Genomic DNA, 17,736 nt, shown 5'->3' on the forward strand with positions numbered 1-17,736 from the left:
ATTCTCCATTTTCTAGAGTCAGTCAAGTTTTCTCAATGGCCAGAGCTGCCGGGGCTGGAGTGCCACAGCTTGCGGGGTGAGGTGCCGTGCTCGGGGACGGCGAGGGAGGCGACGAGGCGCCCGTCGCTCGTCGGCGACCCGGCCGGCTTGATGTCGGCGTAGGGCGACTGCGCGAAGCCGGAGGCGTGGACGAGCACCCGGCGACCGTCCTGTCGCTCCGCTGCCTGGAGCTCCCCCGCCTCCGCCCGGGCCACGGCCTCGGCGTCGGCCGCCTCGAGCGCTCGCACGACCGCCGGGTGGCCACCGTCCCGCCACGCGTCCCACAGGCCGGCGAGCTCCCAGGCGCCGGTCGCCCGGACGGAGATCCCCCGGGGACCGGTGCGGCGGACGACACCACGGACGAGGAGGAGCCACGAGTGGAAGATCGTGGCGGCATACGGGCCCTGGACGTCCTCGAAGAAGGTCGCGTCGACCGGTCCGGTCGCGTCGTCGAGGGTGAGGAAGACGACCCGGCGACCGGTCCGGATCGGCGGGGTCTGGGTCGCCACCTTGACACCGGCGATCCACACCTCGCTGCGACTTCGGCTGCGGAGCAGGTCACGGCTCCGGACCACCCCGAGGGCGTCGAGCATCGGGCCGTAGAGCTCGACCACGTGCGCCGAGGCGTCGAGGCCGAGGACGTCGAGCTCGGCGCGGACCCGTTCGGGACCGGTCATCTCCGGCAGACCGGTGCCGGGCGTGAGCTTGGGGCGGTCGCCGAGGTCGAGGGTGAGCTGGACGGACTGGTCGGGAGCCGCGACGACCGGCCGGGCCGCCTGCGACTGCGCCGCCGCCCGCTCCCGCACCTGGTCGCTGCCCAGGGATGGTGGCGGAAGCCGGCGACGCGACGACCGGCCGGTGCTCGCCCGCTCCCAGCGGTCGAGCTCCCCGACGTGGAGCAGCAGGTCGCGCCGGGTGATGCGCCCGCGTCGGCCGAGCCCGGAGCCGGTCGCACCGATGCCGTGCATGGAGTCGAACCCGCCGGCGAGGACCAGCCGCTCGACGACGGGCCGGCTGACGGTGGCGCGCGCCCAGAAGTCACCCAGGCTCGAGAACGGCTGCCCGGCGACGATGCTCGCCACCTCGGCCTCGCTGATGCCCTTGACGTCGGCGAGCGAGAGGCGGATGCCGTGGCCGCTCGCGTCGGGCAGGTCGGGATGCACCGGGGTGAAGCCCGGGTCACGGCCCCGTCCGTCGAGCCGCTCGACCCGGTAGGTGTCGCCCGAGGCGTTGACGTCGAGGCCGAGGACGGCGATCCCGAGCGAGCGGGCGTCGTCGAGGATGAGCCGCTTGGGATACATCCCCGGGTCGTGGGTGAGCACCCCCGCGAGGAAGGCCGCCGGGTGGTGGGTCTTGAGCCACGCGGAGTGGTAGGTCGGCAGGGCGAACGCCGCGGCGTGGGCCTTGCAGAAGCCGAAGGACGCGAAGGACTTGAGCACCTCCCAGATGCGGTCGACGTCGGCCGGGGCATAGCCGCGTGCCCGGGCCGCCGGCCGCCACCACGCCTCGATCTCGGCCTGCCCGTGGGAGGTCCCCATCGTCCGGCGCACCTCGTCGGCCTGCGCGAGGGTGACCCCCGTCGTCTCGGCGACGATCCGCAACACCTGCTCGTGGAAGACGACGACGCCCTCGGTCTCGGCCAGGGCCGGCTCGAGCGAGGGGTGCAGCAGCCGGCGCCTGCTCCAGCCGTGCCGGCTCTCGAGGAACGGCGTGATCATGTCGGACTTCACCGGTCCGGGCCGGAAGAGCGAGATGTCGATGATGAGGTCGCCGAACCGCTCCGGACCGAACTTGCCGATGAGCTCGCGCTGCCCGGGGCTCTCGATCTGGAAGCACCCGAGGGTGTGCGTCGAGCGGATGAGCCGGAAGGTCGCCTCGTCGTCGAGCGGCACCTGCGCCTCGTCGTCGAGGTCCACGTCGACCGCGTCGACCCGCTTCACCTCGGCCACGGCGTGGGCCATCGCCGACTGCATACGGATGCCGAGGACGTCGAGCTTGAGCAGCCCGAGGGTCTCGACGTCGTCCTTGTCGAACTGGCTCATCGGGAAGCCGAGCCAGCTCGCCTCGACCGGGGTGCGGTCGAGCAGTCCGGCGTTGGACAGCACGACGCCGCACGGGTGCAGGGCGATGTGGCGTGGCAGCCCGTCGAGCCGCTCGACGAGCTCGAAGAAGGTGTCGAGCCGCGGCGCGTCCAGCCCGCGGGAACGCAGCTCGGGCAGGTCGGCGATGGCGCGGCGGGCGTCACGGGCACGGATGTGCGGGAAGGCCTTGGCGATCTCGTCGACCTCGACGGGGGGCATGCCGAGGGCGGCGCCGACGTCGCGGATGGAGTGGCGCACCTTGTAGGTGTCCATCATCGACACGCAGGTCACCCGGTCGCCGCCGAAGCGGTCGAGGATCGCCTGGTAGATCTCGGTGCGCCGGGCCGACTCGACGTCGACGTCGATGTCCGGGAGCTCGGCCCGCAGCGGTGAACAGAAGCGCTCCATGAGCAGGTCGTGCCGGATCGGGTCGACGCCGCTGATGCCGAGGAGGTAGTTGACGAGCGACCCGGCCCCGGAGCCGCGCGCGGCCACCCGCACCCCGCGGGCCCTGATGAGGTCGGTCACCTCCGCGACGGTGAGGAAGTAGGTGGGGTAGCCGAGGTCGGCGATGACGCGCAGCTCGTCCTCGAGGCGGGAGAGCACGCCGTGCCGTGCGGCGTCGCCGGCACCCGGGAAGCGGGTGCCGACTGCGTCGCGGCACCGCTCGGCGAGCACCCGCTGCGGGTCGTCACCGGGGTCGATGCCGAGGATGCTCGGCTCGGGCAGGTGGACGGCACCGATGCCGAGGTCGGTGCGGGCGTCGAGGATGCACTCCCCCGCGATCGCCCGGGTGGTGGCGACGAGCCGGGCGGCCCGGTCCGGGTCGCCGGCGACGGCGAGGGCGCGTGCCCACATCTCCTCGCTGCTCGCGAGGTGACCGGCGTCGGTGACCCGGTCGAGGTGTCGGGAGTCGAGGACGACCAGCCGGCGAGCCGCGTCGAGGACGTCGACGGTGCGCACGCCGTCGCGGTCGGCGTGCCGCACCGCGGCGGTGAGCACGGCCGGGACCCTCAGCTCGTCGGCCAGGCCGAGCATGCGCCGTGAGTGGGCGCGCGAGCCGGGCGAGCCCTCCGGCCCGCCGCCCATGACGATCTCGACCGCGAGCGCCTCGGCGGGCAGGAGCGCACGCCACCGCTCGAGCAGCGTGCGCGCCTCGGTCGGCCGGCGGGCCAGGACGGCCCGCCCGACGTCGGAGTCGGGGCCGAGGAGGACGCGCAGCCGGCTCGGCTCGGGGTGCTGCGCCCACTCCTCGCGTCGCGCCCCACCCCGGGACCAGCGGGCCAGCAGGTCGGGCAGGGTCACCGGGGTGCCACGCTCCCCCCGCAGGTGGGTGTCGGTGACGAGGCGGCACAGGGCCGCCCACCCCAGACCCCGCTCGGTGCCGGCTCCCCGTCCCCGGGCGAGGACGGTGACCCGGGGCAGCCGTGGGTCGACGACCGCACCACCGCGCACCGGCGCCCGGACCGTCGGCACGCGACGGCCGGGGACGGGCGTCTGCCCCACGGCGAGGTCGACCCCGAGGATCGGGGAGATGCCGGCCCGCCCGCAGGCCATCGCGAAGCGCACGGCGCCGTAGAGCCCGTCGCGGTCGGTGAGGGCGAGCGCGTGCTGGCCGTGCTCCGCGGCCCGCTCGACGAGGTCCTGTGGCGTCGAGGCGCCGTAGCGCATCGAGAACCCGGAGGCGACGTGGAGATGGACGAAGTCGGTGTCGCTCACGCGCTCTCCCGGACGGCGGCCAGACGACGGACGGTGCGCTCGCCCCGTGGCATGCCGAGGGTGACGGCGACGAGCTCCACGAAGGTCTCGGCGGCACGCAGGAGGTCGTCGGCCTCACGGACCGGCACCCGCACCGGGCACCGCTGGTGCGCGCGCCGGTCCGCGGAGAGGAGCTCGGGGCAGAGGGTCTCGAGCTGCTGGCGGCGCACCGCGGCGAGCGCGAAGACCTCGGCCCACTCGGCGAGCTCGGGGCTCTGGGCGGCGAGCAGTGGCCACAGGTCCTGGGGGCCACGCGTCCCGCGGCCGGCGACGAGGGCCGCGGCGGCGCGCATCGCGGCGTCCTGCGAGGTGACGAGGCGCACGGCAGCCAGCTCTGCGGCATACGCCTGGGCGAGGCACTGGCGGGACTGTTCGAGCAGGGCGAGGGCGGGACCGGCGTTCACGGCGCTCAGTCCTGGGCCCGCAGCAGGACCCACGGGTCGCTGCAGCCGTCGGCGGCGTCGGAGGCGAGGTCGTAGACCCCGGTGCCGGCGGCGCTGCCTGCCTCGACGCGCCACACGTGCCGCTCGGGCCGCTCGGGCCGCTTCCCGAGGTCGGGCTCGCCGAGGTCGCGCCACCACGACCGGCGCTCGCTCCAGTCGTCGAGGACCTCGCGGACCACGAGGATCCGGCCCCGCCAGACGAACGCCCGGGGGCGCTGCCGGACCGCGAGCGGCCCCGGGGTCCCGGCCGTCTCGGCCTCGACCCGGACGTCGACAGGATCCTCGTACCGGCGCACCACGACATGGCCTCCTCAGGGGCAGAATGGGGTCGGGAGGTCGAGCCTTCCCATCGTTCGAACATCTGTTCGAACACCTCCACTGTACAACCCGCGGACGTCGCGCCGTCAAGCCCTACGCTGAACCATGGCCGAGCCCGGAGATCCCGTGTCGCAGAGCGACCTCAGCTCGCACCCCTCCGTCGCCGTGGTGCTCGAAACCCTTGCGGCACACCATGTCCGGACGACCGTCCGCTACCTCCCCGACGCCGTGCGCACCGCCCGCGCGGCGGCCGAGGCGCTCGGGATCACCCCCGCCGAGATCGCCAACTCCCTCGTCTTCGCGGGGCGCCACCACGACGGCTCGGTCGAACCCCTCCTCGTCCTCGCCTCGGGTGGTCACCGTGTCGACCAGGACCGCATCGCCGGGCTCCTCGACCTCGCCGCCCTCGACAAGGCGACCCCCGACCAGGTGCGCGGGTGGACCGGCTTCACCATCGGCGGGGTCGCCCCCGTCGGCCACCCCCTCCCCCTGCGCACCGTCGTCGACGTGACGCTCGGTGCCCACGAGCACGTGTGGGCCGCGGCCGGGCACAGCCACTCGGTCTTCCGGACGACCTACGACGAGCTGCTGCGGATCACCGGCGGCAAGGCCATCGAGGTCGACTGACCGGCCACGGGACGGCCGCGTCGCCGGGATGACGAGCGCCCCTCCACACTCGCCGACCCGGCCACGCGGCCGCGGCAGCAACTCTGGTCCGAACGGGTGGTGGCGGGATCAGTACGGATACTCAGGTCGCCCGTGACGACGTACTCAGGTCGACGACCTGCCGGGGTTCAGCGAGCGCCTGCGGACAGACCGAGGTTCTCGTAGACCTCCAGCGTGGCCGTCGACCGGTTCATCGTGATGAAGTGCAGGCCGGGGGCGCCCTCGGCGAGCATCCGCTGGGCCAGCTCGGTCGCGATCTCGACCCCCACGGCGCGCACCGACTCGGGGTCGTCGGCCACGGCCTCCAGCCGGTCGACGACCGGTCGGGGCAGCGGCATCCCCATGAGCTCGGACATGCGCGTGATCTGGCGCAGGTTGGTCACCGGCATCAGCCCGGGGGTGATGGGGAGGTCGCGTCGCTCGGCGACGCGGTCGCGCAGCCGGAGGTAGCTGTCGGCGTCGAACACCATCTGGGTGACCGCGAAGGAGGCGCCGGCGTCGGCCTTGCGCACCATGATCTCGACGTCGTGGTCGAGGTCCGGAGAGGCCGGGTGCACGTCGGGGAAGGCCGCCACGCCGATCGTGAAGTCGCCGAGGGTGCGGATGAGGGCGACGAGGTCGGTCGCGTGGTTGAGGCCCTCGGGGTGGGCCACCCACTCCCCGCCGGGGTTGCCCGGCGGGTCACCGCGCAGGGCGAGGATGTTGCGGACGCCCGCCGCGGCATACTGCCCGACGACGCGACGGATGTCCTCCACGGAGGCGCCGACGCAGGTGAGGTGCGCCAGGGGGGTCAGCGTCGTCTCGCGGGCGATGCGCTCCGTCACGCGGACGGTCCGGTCCTGGGTCGAGCCGCCGGCGCCATAGGTCACCGAGACGAAGTCGGGGCGCACTCGCTCGAGCCGACGGATGGCGTCCCAGAGCGCCGCCTCGGACGCGTCGTCCTTGGGCGGGAAGAACTCGAAGCTCACCGACGGCCTGTCGGCGGCCAGCAGAGCGGGGATGGTGCGGGGTCCCATGCAGGTGAGATTAGTCCAGTGGGCAGGCCGTAGGCTCGCCACACACACCACCTGAGATGCGAGGAGCGTCCGTGACCAGTCCGCTGGACGAGGCCGACCTGCGCGCCCGCGTCCAGGCCTGCATCGACGACGAGCTGCTCCACCAGGCCTCGGTCCTCGACGAGCTGGGCCCCGACGTCACCGACCTCCTCGACCGCATCCGGTCCCTCCTCGCAGGCGGCAAACGGCTGCGCGCCGCCTTCCTCTACTGGGGGCACCGCGCCGCCGGCCGCCCCGACTCGGACGCGCTCGTGCGCCTCGCGACCGCCATGGAGTTCTTCCAGGCCGCCGCGCTCCTCCACGACGACGTCATGGACGACTCCGACACCAGACGGGGTATGCCGGCCGCGCACCGCGCGCTCGCCGCCGCCCACACCGAGCGTGGCTGGGGCGGTGACGACGAGCGCTTCGGCCTCGCCGGAGCGATCCTCGCGGGCAACCTCTGCCTCAGCTGGACCGACGAGCTCGTTGCCACGTCCGGGCTCCTCGTCGAGGATCTCGCCCGGGGCCGCGAGGTCTTCGACCGCATGCGCACCCAGCTCATGGCCGGCCAGTTCCTCGACGTCGTCGACTCGGTCCGACCGTGGGACGACCTGCCCGCGGACGAGCGCATCGACCGGGCCCAGCGGGTCATCCGCTACAAGAGCGCGAAGTACACCGTCGAGCACCCCCTCCTCATCGGCGCCGCCTCGGGCGGCCTCGGCGCCGACGACCTCGCCCCCCTCTCCTCCTACGGTCTCGACCTCGGGCACGCCTTCCAGCTCCGCGACGACGTCCTGGGCGTCTTCGGCGACCCGGAGTCGACCGGCAAGCCGGCCGGGGACGACCTGCGGGAGGGCAAGCGCACCGTGCTCATCGCCCACACCCTCAGCGGCACCGACGACGCCGGCCGCGCCCTCCTGCGGACCCACCTGGGCGACCCCCACCTCGACGCCACGACGGTCGGCCACCTCCGCACCCTCATCACCGAGTCCGGTGCCGTCGACGCCGTCGAGGCCGAGATCACCCGCCTCGCCACCCGCGCCCGCACCTCCCTCGCCGCCGCCACCGGCCTCTCCCCCGATGCCCGCCCCGTCCTCGACGCCCTCATCGACGTCTCCACCGCCCGCACCGCCTGACCAGAGGTCCGTCCCCCGCCGCCGACAGGATCGCCTCACCTCACAGACGCCGAGGACGCCACGCGCCCCTCACCGTGACGCCAGTCCCTCGCCACCCACAGTGGTTCGCGAGCCCCGTATGCCGTCCCGAGCCGGATCGATCAGGCCCGCGAGACGAACAAGGGCTCACGAACCAAGAGATGAGCCGAAAACCGAGCCGGGACATGCCGGTTCGCCGCTGGCTGGGCCTGGCGGGAGCCGTGAGTGCGCGCAGCGCGCGAGGGGCGGATGGGACTGCGGCGAACCGGCATGTCCCGGCGACGGGGTGCGCGAGGTGAGCGAGGTCGTGCGGGACTAGAGAGCGAGCTCCATGGCCCGTCGCCGCACCTCGGTCTTGAACCCCGCCCGCAGCGCGTCGATCGGCGCACCCTCGGCGGGCAGCGTGGTGTCGGGGGTGAACAGCCAGCGCAGGCTCTCGTCGTCCTTCATGCCGCCGTCGGCGAGCACCGTGAACGTCCCCTTGAGCGCGGGGAGGACGCCCTCGTCGTCGAGGAACTTCTCGGGGACGGCGACGACGTGGCGCTCGCCGATCCGGGCGGACAGCAGCTCGCGGTCGTCGATGAGCTTGCGCACCGCCGAGAGCGGGATCGAGAGCCGCTCGGCGAGGTCCGGGACGGTCAGCCACTGGCCGACGAGGGTCTCGAGGTCGGTGTCGTGGTCGGTCACGAGGCCAGCGTGCCACATCCCACCACGCCCGGAGTGCAGCCGCTACTGTGTCAACCGCCTGTCACATCCGTCACGCCAGTCACACCGACACCATGACGCCGAGAACCGACGACGACACCCGTCGCCTCCCCGGAAAGGACGACCACCGATGGTCATCGCCCTCCCCCCCGCGACAGTGCCCCCCGTCGCTCTCGTACCGACCCACACCGTCAGCCACGCCACCCCCGCGCCCCACGGGTGGACCTCCTACACGGTGCGCAGCGGTGACACCCTCATCGGCCTCGCCGCGACCTTCCGGACGACGCCGCGCGCGCTCGCCGTGAAGAACGGCCTGCAGGACGCCCGCCGGCTGTGGGCCGGGTCGACGATCCAGGTGCCCGGCCGTGCCGGGTCCACCGCCAAGGCGGCCCCCCGCTCCACCGCCCGCACTGCGGGGACGCACCGGGTGCGTGCCGGCGAGACGCTGACGAGCATCGCCGCCCGCTACGGGACCACGGTGCCCTCCATCGCCAAGGCCAACGGCATCTCGCCGCGGTCCTTCATCTTTCCCGACCAGGTGCTGCGGCTGTCCTCGTCCTCCCGGGCCTCCGCCTCGCCGGCCGCGACGCCCGCGAAGGCGCGCGGGACGGCATACCGGGTCCGTCCCGGTGACACGCTGCTCGGCATCGCGGGCAGGCACGGCCGCACCGTCTCCGCCATCGTCAAGGCCAACGGGCTGCGCGGCACCGTCATCCAGGCAGGTCAGCGGCTCGTCATCCCGGCCGCCGCGAAGCGCAAGGCGGACGCGTCCAACACCTTCTTCGGCATCCGCTACTCCGACAAGGTCGTGGCTAACGCCGCCCGCAACCGCGCGATCCTCGCGGACCGGCAGGTGCCGACCCGCTCGCAGACCAAGGCGATGATCATCAGGACGGCCCGCCGGCACGGCGTCGACCCCAGGCTCGCCCTCGCCATCGGCATGCAGGAGTCGGGCTGGAACCAGCGCGCGGTCTCGGTCGCCAACGCCGTCGGCATCATGCAGGTCATCCCGTCCGGGGGCGAGTGGGCCTCCTCCCTCATCGGTCGCCGGCTCGACCTGCTCAACGCCCAGGACAACGTCACAGCGGGCGTGGTCATGCTCCGCGCCCTGACCCGGGCCGCACCGTCCGAGGACATCGCCATCGCGGGCTACTACCAGGGACTGTCGTCGGTGCAGTCACGCGGGATGTACAGCGACACCAAGCGCTACGTCGCCGGGATCAAGGCGCTGAGGGGCCGTATGTGACTTCCCCGACGCGGGCCGGGCTGCACGGGGCGCCGGCGGGTGGTCCGTACACTCGTCGGGTGTCCACCGCTCATGCCGACGGCCTCGTCGGAGAGGTCCTCGACGGCCGCTACCGGGTCCTCGAGCGCCTCGCGGACGGCGGGATGGCGACGGTCTACCTCGCGCTCGACACGCGGCTCGACCGTGAGGTCGCGCTCAAGGTCATGCGTCCCCACCTCGCGCAGGACGAGACGTTCCGGTCCCGCTTCCACCGCGAGGCGCGCTCGGCGGCCCGCCTCTCGCACCCGGGGATCGTCGCCGTCTACGACCAGGGCGAGGACGACGGTCACATGTTCCTCGCGATGGAGTACGTCCCGGGCCAGACCCTGCGTGAGGTCCTCGACGCCGAGGGGGCACTGACGCCCCGGGCCGCGCTCGACATCGTCCTGCCGGTGCTCGACGCGCTGGCGGTGGCGCACCACGCGGGCATCATCCACCGCGACGTGAAGCCGGAGAACGTCATCCTGCGCGAGGACGGCGCCGTCAAGGTGGCCGACTTCGGCCTGGCCCGCGCTGTGACGTCCCAGACGGTGACGTCCTCGACCGGGATGCTGCTCGGCACCGTCGCCTACCTCTCACCGGAGCAGGTCGAGCGCGGCATCGCCGACGCGCGCAGCGACGTCTACGCCGCAGGCCTCGTGCTCTTCGAGATGCTCACCGGCGCCAAGGCCTTCGAGGGTGACACCGCGATCAACGTGGCCTACCAGCACGTGTATGCCGGTGCGCCCCGTCTGCTGTCGCGTGCGCCGGAGGCAGCCCCGGTGCTCGACGAGCTCGTCGCGACGGCGACCTCCCGGGACCCGGACGGGCGCCCCGACGACGCCGCGGCCTTCGCGAGCATGGTGCGCACCGCCCGGCGGGAGCTGACCGCGGACGAGCTGGACGACCGCCCTGACGCCGGCGGTGCGGCCGCGGCGGTGTCGGTGGCCACCCGCACGACGGCTCTGCCGATCGACCGCCAACGCCCCACGCAGGCTCTGCCCGCGACCTCGCTGCGCGACCAGGTCCGTGGAGCGCCGCCGGCCACTGCTGGTGCGGCCGGGCACACGGCGGGCCGGCGCCCGCCACGCGAGCCGCGGCGTGCCGTGTGGCCGTGGGTCCTCGTCGTCATCTCGGCGGCGATCGCCTCGGCCACGGCGTGGTTCTTCCTCGCCGGGCCCGGCGCACCGACCGTCGTGCCGGCCGTCGTCGGGACCCCTGTGGCCACGGCCGAGTCGGCACTGCGCGCCCAGCACCTCGACCCCACCCGTCAGGACGCCTTCAGCGAGACCGTGGCCAAGGGCCTCGTCCTCTCCACGACGCCGAAGGCCGACGCCGAGGTCCGGCGCGGAACGGGCGTGACCGTCGTCGTCTCCCAGGGACCCGAGAGGTATGCCGTCCCGACCCTCACCGGGATGAGCCTGGCGGACGCCACGTCCGAGATCACCGGCGCCAACCTCGTGCGGGGCAAGGTGAGCGAGAAGTTCGACGAGAAGGTCCCGGCCGGCCAGGTGATGGCCTCTGCCCCCGAGGCAGGCACGTCGCTCAAGCGCGGGGCCGTCGTCGCGCTCACGGTCAGCAAGGGGCGGCAGCCGATCCAGGTCAAGGACTTCACCGGCCGCCCGCTCGACGCCGCCCGGGCCGCGTTCGACAAGGCCGGGCTGGCCCTGGAGGTCACCGGTGAGGAGAACAGCGACACCGTCCCGGCCGGCTCCGTCCTGCGGCAGGAGCCCGTCGACGGCACGCTCTTCAGGGGGGACGAGGTCTCCGTCGTCGTGTCCAAGGGACCGGTCCTCGTTCCCGTCCCCGGCGGGCTCGTCGGCAGCCAGGCGACCGCGGTGCGGCAGACGCTCGAGGCGGCCGGCTTCGTCGTGAAGATCGTCCAAGGGGGCATCCCCGGCATCAACTTCGGCACCGTGGGCAAGGTGGACCCCGGCCAGGGAACCAAGGTTCCCCGGGGCTCCACCATCACCTTGACGACGGTCTGAGGTGAGCATCTCTCCCCCGCCGGCCACCGACCGGCGGGCCCGCCTCGCCGTGCTGCTCCTGCTCGCGGTCACGGCGGTCTGGGGCTCCACCTTCTTCCTCATCCGCGACCTCGTGGACCACGTGCCGTCGGCCGACTTCCTCGCGGTGCGCTTCGGCATCGCGGCCGTCCTGATGTTCGGGCTCTTCCACCGCCAGACCCTGGCGCTCACCCGGCGTGAGGCCCTGCTGGGCGCGGGTCTCGGCCTGCTCTACGCCGCGGCCCAGCTCCTGCAGACCGTCGGGCTGGAGACCACCGCGGCCTCGGTCTCGGGCTTCCTCACCGGCACCTACATCGTGCTCACGCCGGTCCTCGGCGCGCTGCTCCTGCGTGACCACGTCCCGCCCGTCGCCTGGGGAGCCTCGGTGCTGGCGACGGTGGGCATCGGCGTGCTGTCGCTGCAGGGCCTGGCCATGGGCTTCGGTGAGGCACTCACCCTCGGGTCGGCCGCGGTCTACGCGCTGCACATCCTCGCGCTCGGCCGCTGGTCGACCGGGTCCACCGCGCTCGGCCTGTCGACGGTGCAGGCGGGCGTCATCGCGGTGACCTGCTCGGTGGGCGCGTTGCCGGGTGGGCTGGCGTTGCCGGCCACGGGCGGGCAGTGGACGTCGCTGGTCTACATGGCCGTCGTCGCCGGGGCCGGGGCGCTGCTCGCCCAGACGTGGGCGCAGGCCCACCTCACGGCGACGCGCGCGGCGATCGTCATGGCGATGGAGCCGGTCTTCGCGGCCGTCTTCGCGGTGCTCTTCGGGAACGAGTCGGTGACCCTGCGCCTGCTGCTCGGCGGTGGCCTCGTGCTCGTGGCGATGTACCTCGTGGAGCTCAGAAGCGGCTCTCACCCCGACGACGCGTCAGCCCTCGAGGACCCACCCGTGGAGATCCTGCACCACGACGTCTGACCTCCGCTTCTTGCCGGTTTGGGTCAGGGCGAGCGCAGCGAGCCGTGACCCAAACCGGCAAGAAGTCGGGGGGGTCAGGCGAGCAGGTCGGTGAAGACCTCGACGGCGGCGTCGGTCGCGGCGTCGTCCACGTCGAGGTGCCAGACGAGGCGCACGGCGGCCGGCCCAGCGGCATACGTCCTGATGCCGCGCGCTGCCGCGGCCTCGACGAGCTCGGCGGGGGACCACCGGGTCCCGGGCAGCTGGAGCATGACGATGTTGGTCTCGACGAGGGCGGGGTCGACGACCGCGGGGGCGACGGCGCCGACGGCGGCCGCGAAGCGAGAGGCCCGCGCGTGGTCGTCGGCCAGCCGCTCGACGTGGTGGTCGAGGGCGTGCAGGCCGGCAGCAGCCAGGATGCCTACCTGACGCATGCCACCACCGAAGCGCTTGCGCCAGACCCGCGCCCGCGCCATCAGCTCGGCCGATCCCACGAGGACGGAGCCCACGGGAGCGCCGAGACCCTTGGACAGGCACACGCTGATGGTGTCGAACTCGCGGCCGTAGTCGGCCAGCGGGACCCCCGTGGCGACGTGGGCGTTCCAGAGGCGGGCACCGTCGAGGTGCATGGCGACGCCGGCCTCGCGGCTCGCCTGCCGGACCTCGCGGATCGCGTCGAGGGGCTGGATCGTCCCACCCCCGAAGTTGTGGGTGTTCTCGACGACGATGAGCGCGGTGCCGACCTGGTAGGGCCCGGCGCCGGTGCTCATCAGCCCCAGCGGGGCGGACGGCACGAGCCGCCCCCGATCCGCGGCCCAGCTGCGCGAGGAGATGCCGGACAGCACTGCGGCGGCGCCCAGCTCGGCGCGCAGGACGTGCGCGAGGGAGTCGGCGATGACCTCCTCGCCGGCCTCGACGTGCAGCCGCATGCCGAGCTGGTTGGCCATCGAGCCGGTCGGTGTGTAGAGCGCCGCCTCGTGACCCAGCAGCCCGGCGACCCGGGACTCGAGGGCGGCGACCGTCGGGTCCTCCCCGAAGACGTCGTCACCGACGGGGGCCTGCGCCATCGCGGAGCGCATGGCAGGCGTCGGCTGGGTCAGCGTGTCCGAGAGCAGGTCCGCGACCCAGCGACGCGGCATACCGGGCTTCGCTGCGGACGCCAGGGCCGTGCTCACGGCTCGCGGCTGAGCATCTCGGCGACGAGGAAGGCCAGCTCCAGGCTCTGCTGGTGGTTGAGACGCGGGTCGCAGACCGACTCGTAGCGCTTGTTGAGGTCGGCGTCGAGGATCTTCTCCGAGCCTCCGATGCACTCCGTGACGTCGTTGCCGGTCAGCTCGACGTGGATGCCGCCCGGCACCGTGCCCAGCGACTGGTGGACCTCGAAGAAGCCGCGCACCTCGTCGACGACGTCCTCGAAGTCTCGCGTCTTGTAGCCGGAGGCCGACTCGAACGTGTTGCCGTGCATGGGGTCGCAGATCCACGTCACCGCGGCGCCGCTCGCCGTCACCTTCTCGACCACGGCCGGGAGCGACTCGCGCACCTGCCCGGCGCCCATCCGGGTGATGAAGGTGAGGCGGCCGGGGGTGCGCTCGGGGTCGACGAGGTCGATGAGCCGCAGCAGGTCGTCGACGTGGGCCTTGGCCGAGACCTTGACACCGATGGGGTTGTGGATGCGGCTGACGAAGTCCAGGTGGGCCCCACCGATGTCACGCGTGCGCTCACCGATCCAGATGAAGTGTCCCGAGGTGTCGTAGAGGTTGCCCGTGCGGGAGTCGACCCGGGTCAGGGGCCGCTCGTAGTCGAGGATCAGCGCCTCGTGGGCGGCGAAGAACTCGGTCGTGCGCATCGCCTCGAAGTCGGCGCCGCAGGCCGCCATGAACTTCATCGCCTTGTCGATGTCGCGGGCGAGCTTCTCGTAGCGCTGGTTCGCGGCGTTGGCGACGAAGCCGCGGTTCCAGTCGTGCACGTGCCTCAGGTCGGCGAACCCACCCGTGGTGAAGGCGCGCACGAGGTTCAGCGTCGCGCTGCTCGCGTGGTAGGCCCGCACGAGCCGCTGGGGGTCGGGGTGCCGGGCGGCCGGGGTGAACTCGAAGTCGTTGACCATGTCGCCGCGGTAGGCCGGCAGGGTCACGTCCTCGCGGGTCTCGGTGTTGCTGCTGCGCGGCTTGGCGAACTGGCCGGCCATGCGGCCGACCTTGACCACGGGCACCGAGGCGCCGTAGGTGAGGACCGCGGCCATCTGCAGGATCGTCTTGATCCGGTTCTTGATGTTGTCCGCGGTCGCACCGGCGAAGGTCTCGGCGCAGTCGCCGCCCTGCAGCACGAACGCCTCGCCACGGCCGGCCGAGGCCATGCGGTCGCGGAGCACGTCGCACTCGCCGGCGAAGACGAGGGGCGGATAGACCGCGAGCTCCGCGACGGCGGCCTGGAGGGCGGCGGCGTCGGGCCACAGGGGCTGCTGGGCAGCGGTCAGGCCGGGGGTCGCCTCGAGGAGAGTGCGTGCATCAGCGTCCGTGGTCAGGCTCACCCGTCAAGGATAGGCGCGTGGCCGCAGGGACAGACGGCCGCCCGTATGCCGGTCAGTCGCCGCCCGTGCTCGGCTCAGGCCGGCCCGTCCTCCAGTCCCCGGGCGAGGGCGAAGCGGACCAGCTCGACACGGTTGTGCAGGTGCAGCTTGCCGAGGGTGTTCTGGACGTGGTTCTGCACCGTGCGGTGCGACACGACGAGCTCGGCGGCGATCTCCTTGTAGGACATGCCGGTCGCGACGAGGCGCAGCACCTCGGTCTCGCGGTCGGTCAGCTCGGGGATCGGCCGGCCCGCCGCCCGGGGCGCCGCCTCGGCCTCCACGTCGCCTGCCGCCATGCGGCGGAACTCGCCCAGCACCAGCCCGGCGAGGCCGGGGGTGAAGACCGCCTCACCGCGCGCGGTCGCGGTCACCGCGTCGACGATCTCGCGGCCGGAGGCGGACTTGACGAGGTAGCCGGTCGCTCCGGCCTTGATCGCCGCCAGGACGTCGAGCTGCTCGCCGCTGGCCGAGAGGATGAGGACCCGGGTCTCGAGGTCGCCGAGCGCACGGCACACCTCGTCGCCGCGCAGTCCCGGCAGGTTGAGGTCGAGGACGAGGACGTCGGGCCGCGTGGCCCGGGCGCGTCGCACCGTCGCCGGACCGTCGGCCGCGGTCGCGACGACCTCGAGCCCGGCCTGCACGAGGTCGCGCTCGAGGGCGCCGAGCCACAGGGGGTGGTCGTCGGCGACGAGCACCGTCGTGCGTCGGGGGATGTCGGTCATGCGCTCTCCTCACGAGGCACGGTGATGACCACGCGGCAGCCGCCGCCCGGTCGGGTGATGACGTCGGCTCCGCCGCCGAGGTCGCGCGCGCGGCCCACGATCGACTGGCTCACGCCGAGCCGTCCGCGCTCGCCCGCGGTCAGGAGGTGCTCGGGTTCGTCACCGATGCCGTTGTCGCGCACGGTGACGGTCACGCTGTCGCTGTGGTTCTCGAGGAGCAGCCATGCCCTGGCGTCCTCGCCCGCGTGGAGGGTGACGTTGTCCAGGGCCGCGCTCACGGCAGCGTCGAGCTCCTCCGCACGCTGCTGCTCCAGCAGGACCGGCACCCCGGGCAGGGACACACTGACCCGCTCGCCCTCGTGCGCACCGAGGAGGACCCTCAGGTCGACCTGCGCCTCACCGCCCCCCGACGTGGCGGGGCGCGACCCGGTCACGTCCTGCGTCACCATCCGGCGCAGGGCACGCTCCTGCTCGGCGGCCAGGGCGCCCAGCTCGGCAGCCGGGCCGCCGATCTCGTCGCCGCGCCGGTTGATGAAGGCGAGCGTCTGGAGCACACCGTCGTGGACCACCCGGGCCAGCCGCTCGCGCTCCCGAAGCCGCTCACGCTCGGCGAGGACCCGCTCGTAGCGCTGGAGGCCCTCGCGGGCGAGGTCCACCGCCACGCCGATGAGGCCACCGAGGAGGAACAGCAGGAGGATGTTGTGCCAGGTGCCGGCGTTGGGCTCGCCGATCTCGAGAAGGTCGGCGGCGGCCACGATGGCGGCGACGACGAGCCCGCCCCGGCTGCCGTGCAGGACGGCGGCACCGACGACGCACCCCGCCGCCCACATCGTCGGGAGCGTGAGCGTGCCTGCGGCGACGTCCTGGGGACGGTCGGCGAGCAGCGTCGCGAAGATGCCCCCGACGGCGAGTGCCACCTCGACGGCGAGCAGCCACGTCGTCCGGCGCCGGTAGAGGAGGAGGAGCAGGCTGAACCCCATGAGGACGGCGATGACGGTGAACGCCACCCACGGGCGCAGCATCGTCTCGTGCCGACCCCAGACGAGCAGTCCGGCGTAGCCGGCCGCAGCCGGACGGAACCAGTCCAGCCCGCGGGAGAAGGCCTCGACGACGACCGGCTCCGACCGACCGGTGCGGACCGACCTGTCGGTGACCCCGAAAAGCGCCCCCCGACGGTGCGCGTGCTCAGCCGGCGCGTTGCTCGTCGGCACCGCGGGTCCCGTCGGAGGCCTCGACACCGTCGAGCTCCCGCTCGAGCTCGTCGACGGCGCGGCCGGGCCGGGCGGCCTCCGCCTGCTCCTGCTGGCGGAGGCGCTTGGCGCGGCTGATCCGGTCCTTCATCGACCCGGCGTACATGTCGACGTACTCCTGGCCGGAGAGCTCCATGAGTGCGTACATGACCTCGTCGGTGATGGAGCGCAGGACGAAGCGGTCGTCCTCCATGCCCTGATAGCGCGAGAAGTCGAGCGGCGTGCCGATCCGGACGCCGACCTGCATGACCTTGGGGATGACCTGGCCGGTCGGCTGCGCCTTGTCGGTGTCGATCATCGCGACGGGGATGACCGGGACGCGTGCCTCGAGGGCCATGCGCGCGACACCGGTCTTGCCCTTGTAGAGGCGCCCGTCGGGCGAGCGGGTCCCCTCGGGGTAGAGCGCGAGCACCTCACCGCGGCGCAGGATCTTCAGACCGGAGCTGAGGGCCGCCTCGCTGGCCTTGCCACCGGAGCGGTCGACGGGCACCTGGCCCACACCGCGGAAGAAGGCCGCCGTGAGCCGGCCCTTGATGCCGACGCCGGTGAAGTAGTCGGACTTCGCGAGGAAGGTCACGCGGCGGTGCACGACCAGCGGCAGGAAGATCGAGTCCGAGAACGACAGGTGGTTGCTCGCGAAGATGGCGCCGCCCGTGTCGGGGACGTGCTCCTCCCCCTCGACCCAGGGTCGGAACAGCAGCTTGAGCAGCGGCCCCAGCACCAGCGTCTTGAGCACCCAGTAGAACACCGGCGTCCTTTCGTCGAATCACAGCGACTCTAGTGCACCGGATGTGCGCCCCAAGGCTGTCTCGCCGCCGTCGACGTGGCA

At 73.1% G+C, this 17,736-nt stretch carries 15 protein-coding genes; 5 read left to right on the forward strand and 10 right to left on the reverse strand.

What is annotated here, in order from left to right; translation table 11 throughout:
- Positions 1-32 precede the first annotated feature (32 nt).
- From ACOJV9_RS08670 to ACOJV9_RS08680, 3 genes are read right to left on the reverse strand one after another with little or no spacing between them, the layout of a single operon-like run.
- Positions 33-3,839: a DNA polymerase III subunit alpha gene (locus tag ACOJV9_RS08670; RefSeq protein ID WP_420184799.1), complete on the reverse strand. Its 3,807-nt coding sequence runs from the start codon at positions 3,837-3,839 to the stop codon at positions 33-35.
- The gene (locus tag ACOJV9_RS08675) at positions 3,836-4,282 is read right to left on the reverse strand and encodes an SAV_6107 family HEPN domain-containing protein (RefSeq protein WP_420184800.1); all 447 of its coding nucleotides are present in this window, start codon (positions 4,280-4,282) and stop codon (positions 3,836-3,838) included. The genes ACOJV9_RS08670 and ACOJV9_RS08675 overlap by 4 nt, the downstream gene beginning before the upstream one ends.
- A 5-nt stretch (positions 4,283-4,287) precedes the next feature.
- Complete coding sequence (locus ACOJV9_RS08680; protein WP_420184801.1) at positions 4,288-4,620, reverse strand: DUF6504 family protein; 333 nt, start codon at positions 4,618-4,620, stop codon at positions 4,288-4,290.
- Positions 4,621-4,744: 124 nt separating this feature from the next.
- Here ACOJV9_RS08680 and ACOJV9_RS08685 point away from each other — a divergent pair, with 124 nt between their 5' ends.
- Positions 4,745-5,266: a YbaK/EbsC family protein gene (locus ACOJV9_RS08685; RefSeq protein WP_420184802.1), complete on the forward strand. Its 522-nt coding sequence runs from the start codon at positions 4,745-4,747 to the stop codon at positions 5,264-5,266.
- Between the two features lie 167 nt (positions 5,267-5,433).
- Here the strand turns inward: ACOJV9_RS08685 and metF are convergent, their stop codons facing one another.
- Positions 5,434-6,321, reverse strand: a complete 888-nt coding sequence (metF, locus tag ACOJV9_RS08690; protein WP_420184803.1) for a methylenetetrahydrofolate reductase [NAD(P)H] — start codon at positions 6,319-6,321, stop codon at positions 5,434-5,436.
- Between the two features lie 71 nt (positions 6,322-6,392).
- Between metF and ACOJV9_RS08695 the strand changes: the two genes are divergently transcribed.
- The gene (locus ACOJV9_RS08695) at positions 6,393-7,478 is read left to right on the forward strand and encodes a polyprenyl synthetase family protein (RefSeq protein WP_420184804.1); all 1,086 of its coding nucleotides are present in this window, start codon (positions 6,393-6,395) and stop codon (positions 7,476-7,478) included.
- 333 nt (positions 7,479-7,811) lie between these two features.
- Here the strand turns inward: ACOJV9_RS08695 and ACOJV9_RS08700 are convergent, their stop codons facing one another.
- Complete coding sequence (locus tag ACOJV9_RS08700; RefSeq protein WP_420184805.1) at positions 7,812-8,201, reverse strand: Rv2175c family DNA-binding protein; 390 nt, start codon at positions 8,199-8,201, stop codon at positions 7,812-7,814.
- 130 nt (positions 8,202-8,331) lie between these two features.
- On the opposite strand from ACOJV9_RS08700, the gene ACOJV9_RS08705 reads away from it, so the two are divergent.
- From ACOJV9_RS08705 to ACOJV9_RS08715, 3 genes are read left to right on the forward strand one after another with little or no spacing between them, the layout of a single operon-like run.
- Positions 8,332-9,447 (forward strand): lytic transglycosylase, encoded by a 1,116-nt coding sequence (locus ACOJV9_RS08705; protein WP_420184806.1) that lies wholly within the window; start codon positions 8,332-8,334, stop codon positions 9,445-9,447.
- Positions 9,448-9,506: 59 nt separating this feature from the next.
- The gene (pknB, locus tag ACOJV9_RS08710) at positions 9,507-11,453 is read left to right on the forward strand and encodes a Stk1 family PASTA domain-containing Ser/Thr kinase (protein WP_420184807.1); all 1,947 of its coding nucleotides are present in this window, start codon (positions 9,507-9,509) and stop codon (positions 11,451-11,453) included.
- 1 nt (position 11,454) lies between these two features.
- Positions 11,455-12,390, forward strand: a complete 936-nt coding sequence (locus ACOJV9_RS08715) for a DMT family transporter (protein WP_420184808.1) — start codon at positions 11,455-11,457, stop codon at positions 12,388-12,390.
- A 74-nt stretch (positions 12,391-12,464) separates the two neighbouring features.
- Here the strand turns inward: ACOJV9_RS08715 and ACOJV9_RS08720 are convergent, their stop codons facing one another.
- The 5 genes from ACOJV9_RS08720 to ACOJV9_RS08740 all read right to left on the reverse strand — a co-directional run bounded on the left by ACOJV9_RS08720 (position 12,465) and on the right by ACOJV9_RS08740 (position 17,655).
- Positions 12,465-13,544 carry a threonine aldolase family protein gene (locus ACOJV9_RS08720; RefSeq protein ID WP_420184809.1) on the reverse strand — a complete coding sequence of 360 codons (1,080 nt, stop codon included), beginning with the start codon at positions 13,542-13,544 and terminating at the stop codon, positions 12,465-12,467.
- Positions 13,541-14,896 carry a class II 3-deoxy-7-phosphoheptulonate synthase gene (locus ACOJV9_RS08725; protein ID WP_420184810.1) on the reverse strand — a complete coding sequence of 452 codons (1,356 nt, stop codon included), beginning with the start codon at positions 14,894-14,896 and terminating at the stop codon, positions 13,541-13,543. The genes ACOJV9_RS08720 and ACOJV9_RS08725 overlap by 4 nt, the downstream gene beginning before the upstream one ends.
- Positions 14,897-14,970: 74 nt before the next feature.
- Complete coding sequence (locus tag ACOJV9_RS08730) at positions 14,971-15,657, reverse strand: response regulator (protein WP_420184811.1); 687 nt, start codon at positions 15,655-15,657, stop codon at positions 14,971-14,973.
- Positions 15,654-16,868, reverse strand: a complete 1,215-nt coding sequence (gene macS / locus ACOJV9_RS08735) for a MacS family sensor histidine kinase (RefSeq protein ID WP_420184812.1) — start codon at positions 16,866-16,868, stop codon at positions 15,654-15,656. The genes ACOJV9_RS08730 and macS overlap by 4 nt, the downstream gene beginning before the upstream one ends.
- Positions 16,843-17,655, reverse strand: a complete 813-nt coding sequence (locus ACOJV9_RS08740) for a lysophospholipid acyltransferase family protein (RefSeq protein ID WP_420184813.1) — start codon at positions 17,653-17,655, stop codon at positions 16,843-16,845. Before ACOJV9_RS08740 ends, macS begins: the two co-directional genes overlap by 26 nt.
- Positions 17,656-17,736: the final 81 nt, after the last annotated feature.

It is taken from the genome of Knoellia terrae, from assembly GCF_048606435.1.
GTDB lineage: Bacteria > Actinomycetota > Actinomycetes > Actinomycetales > Dermatophilaceae > Knoellia > Knoellia terrae.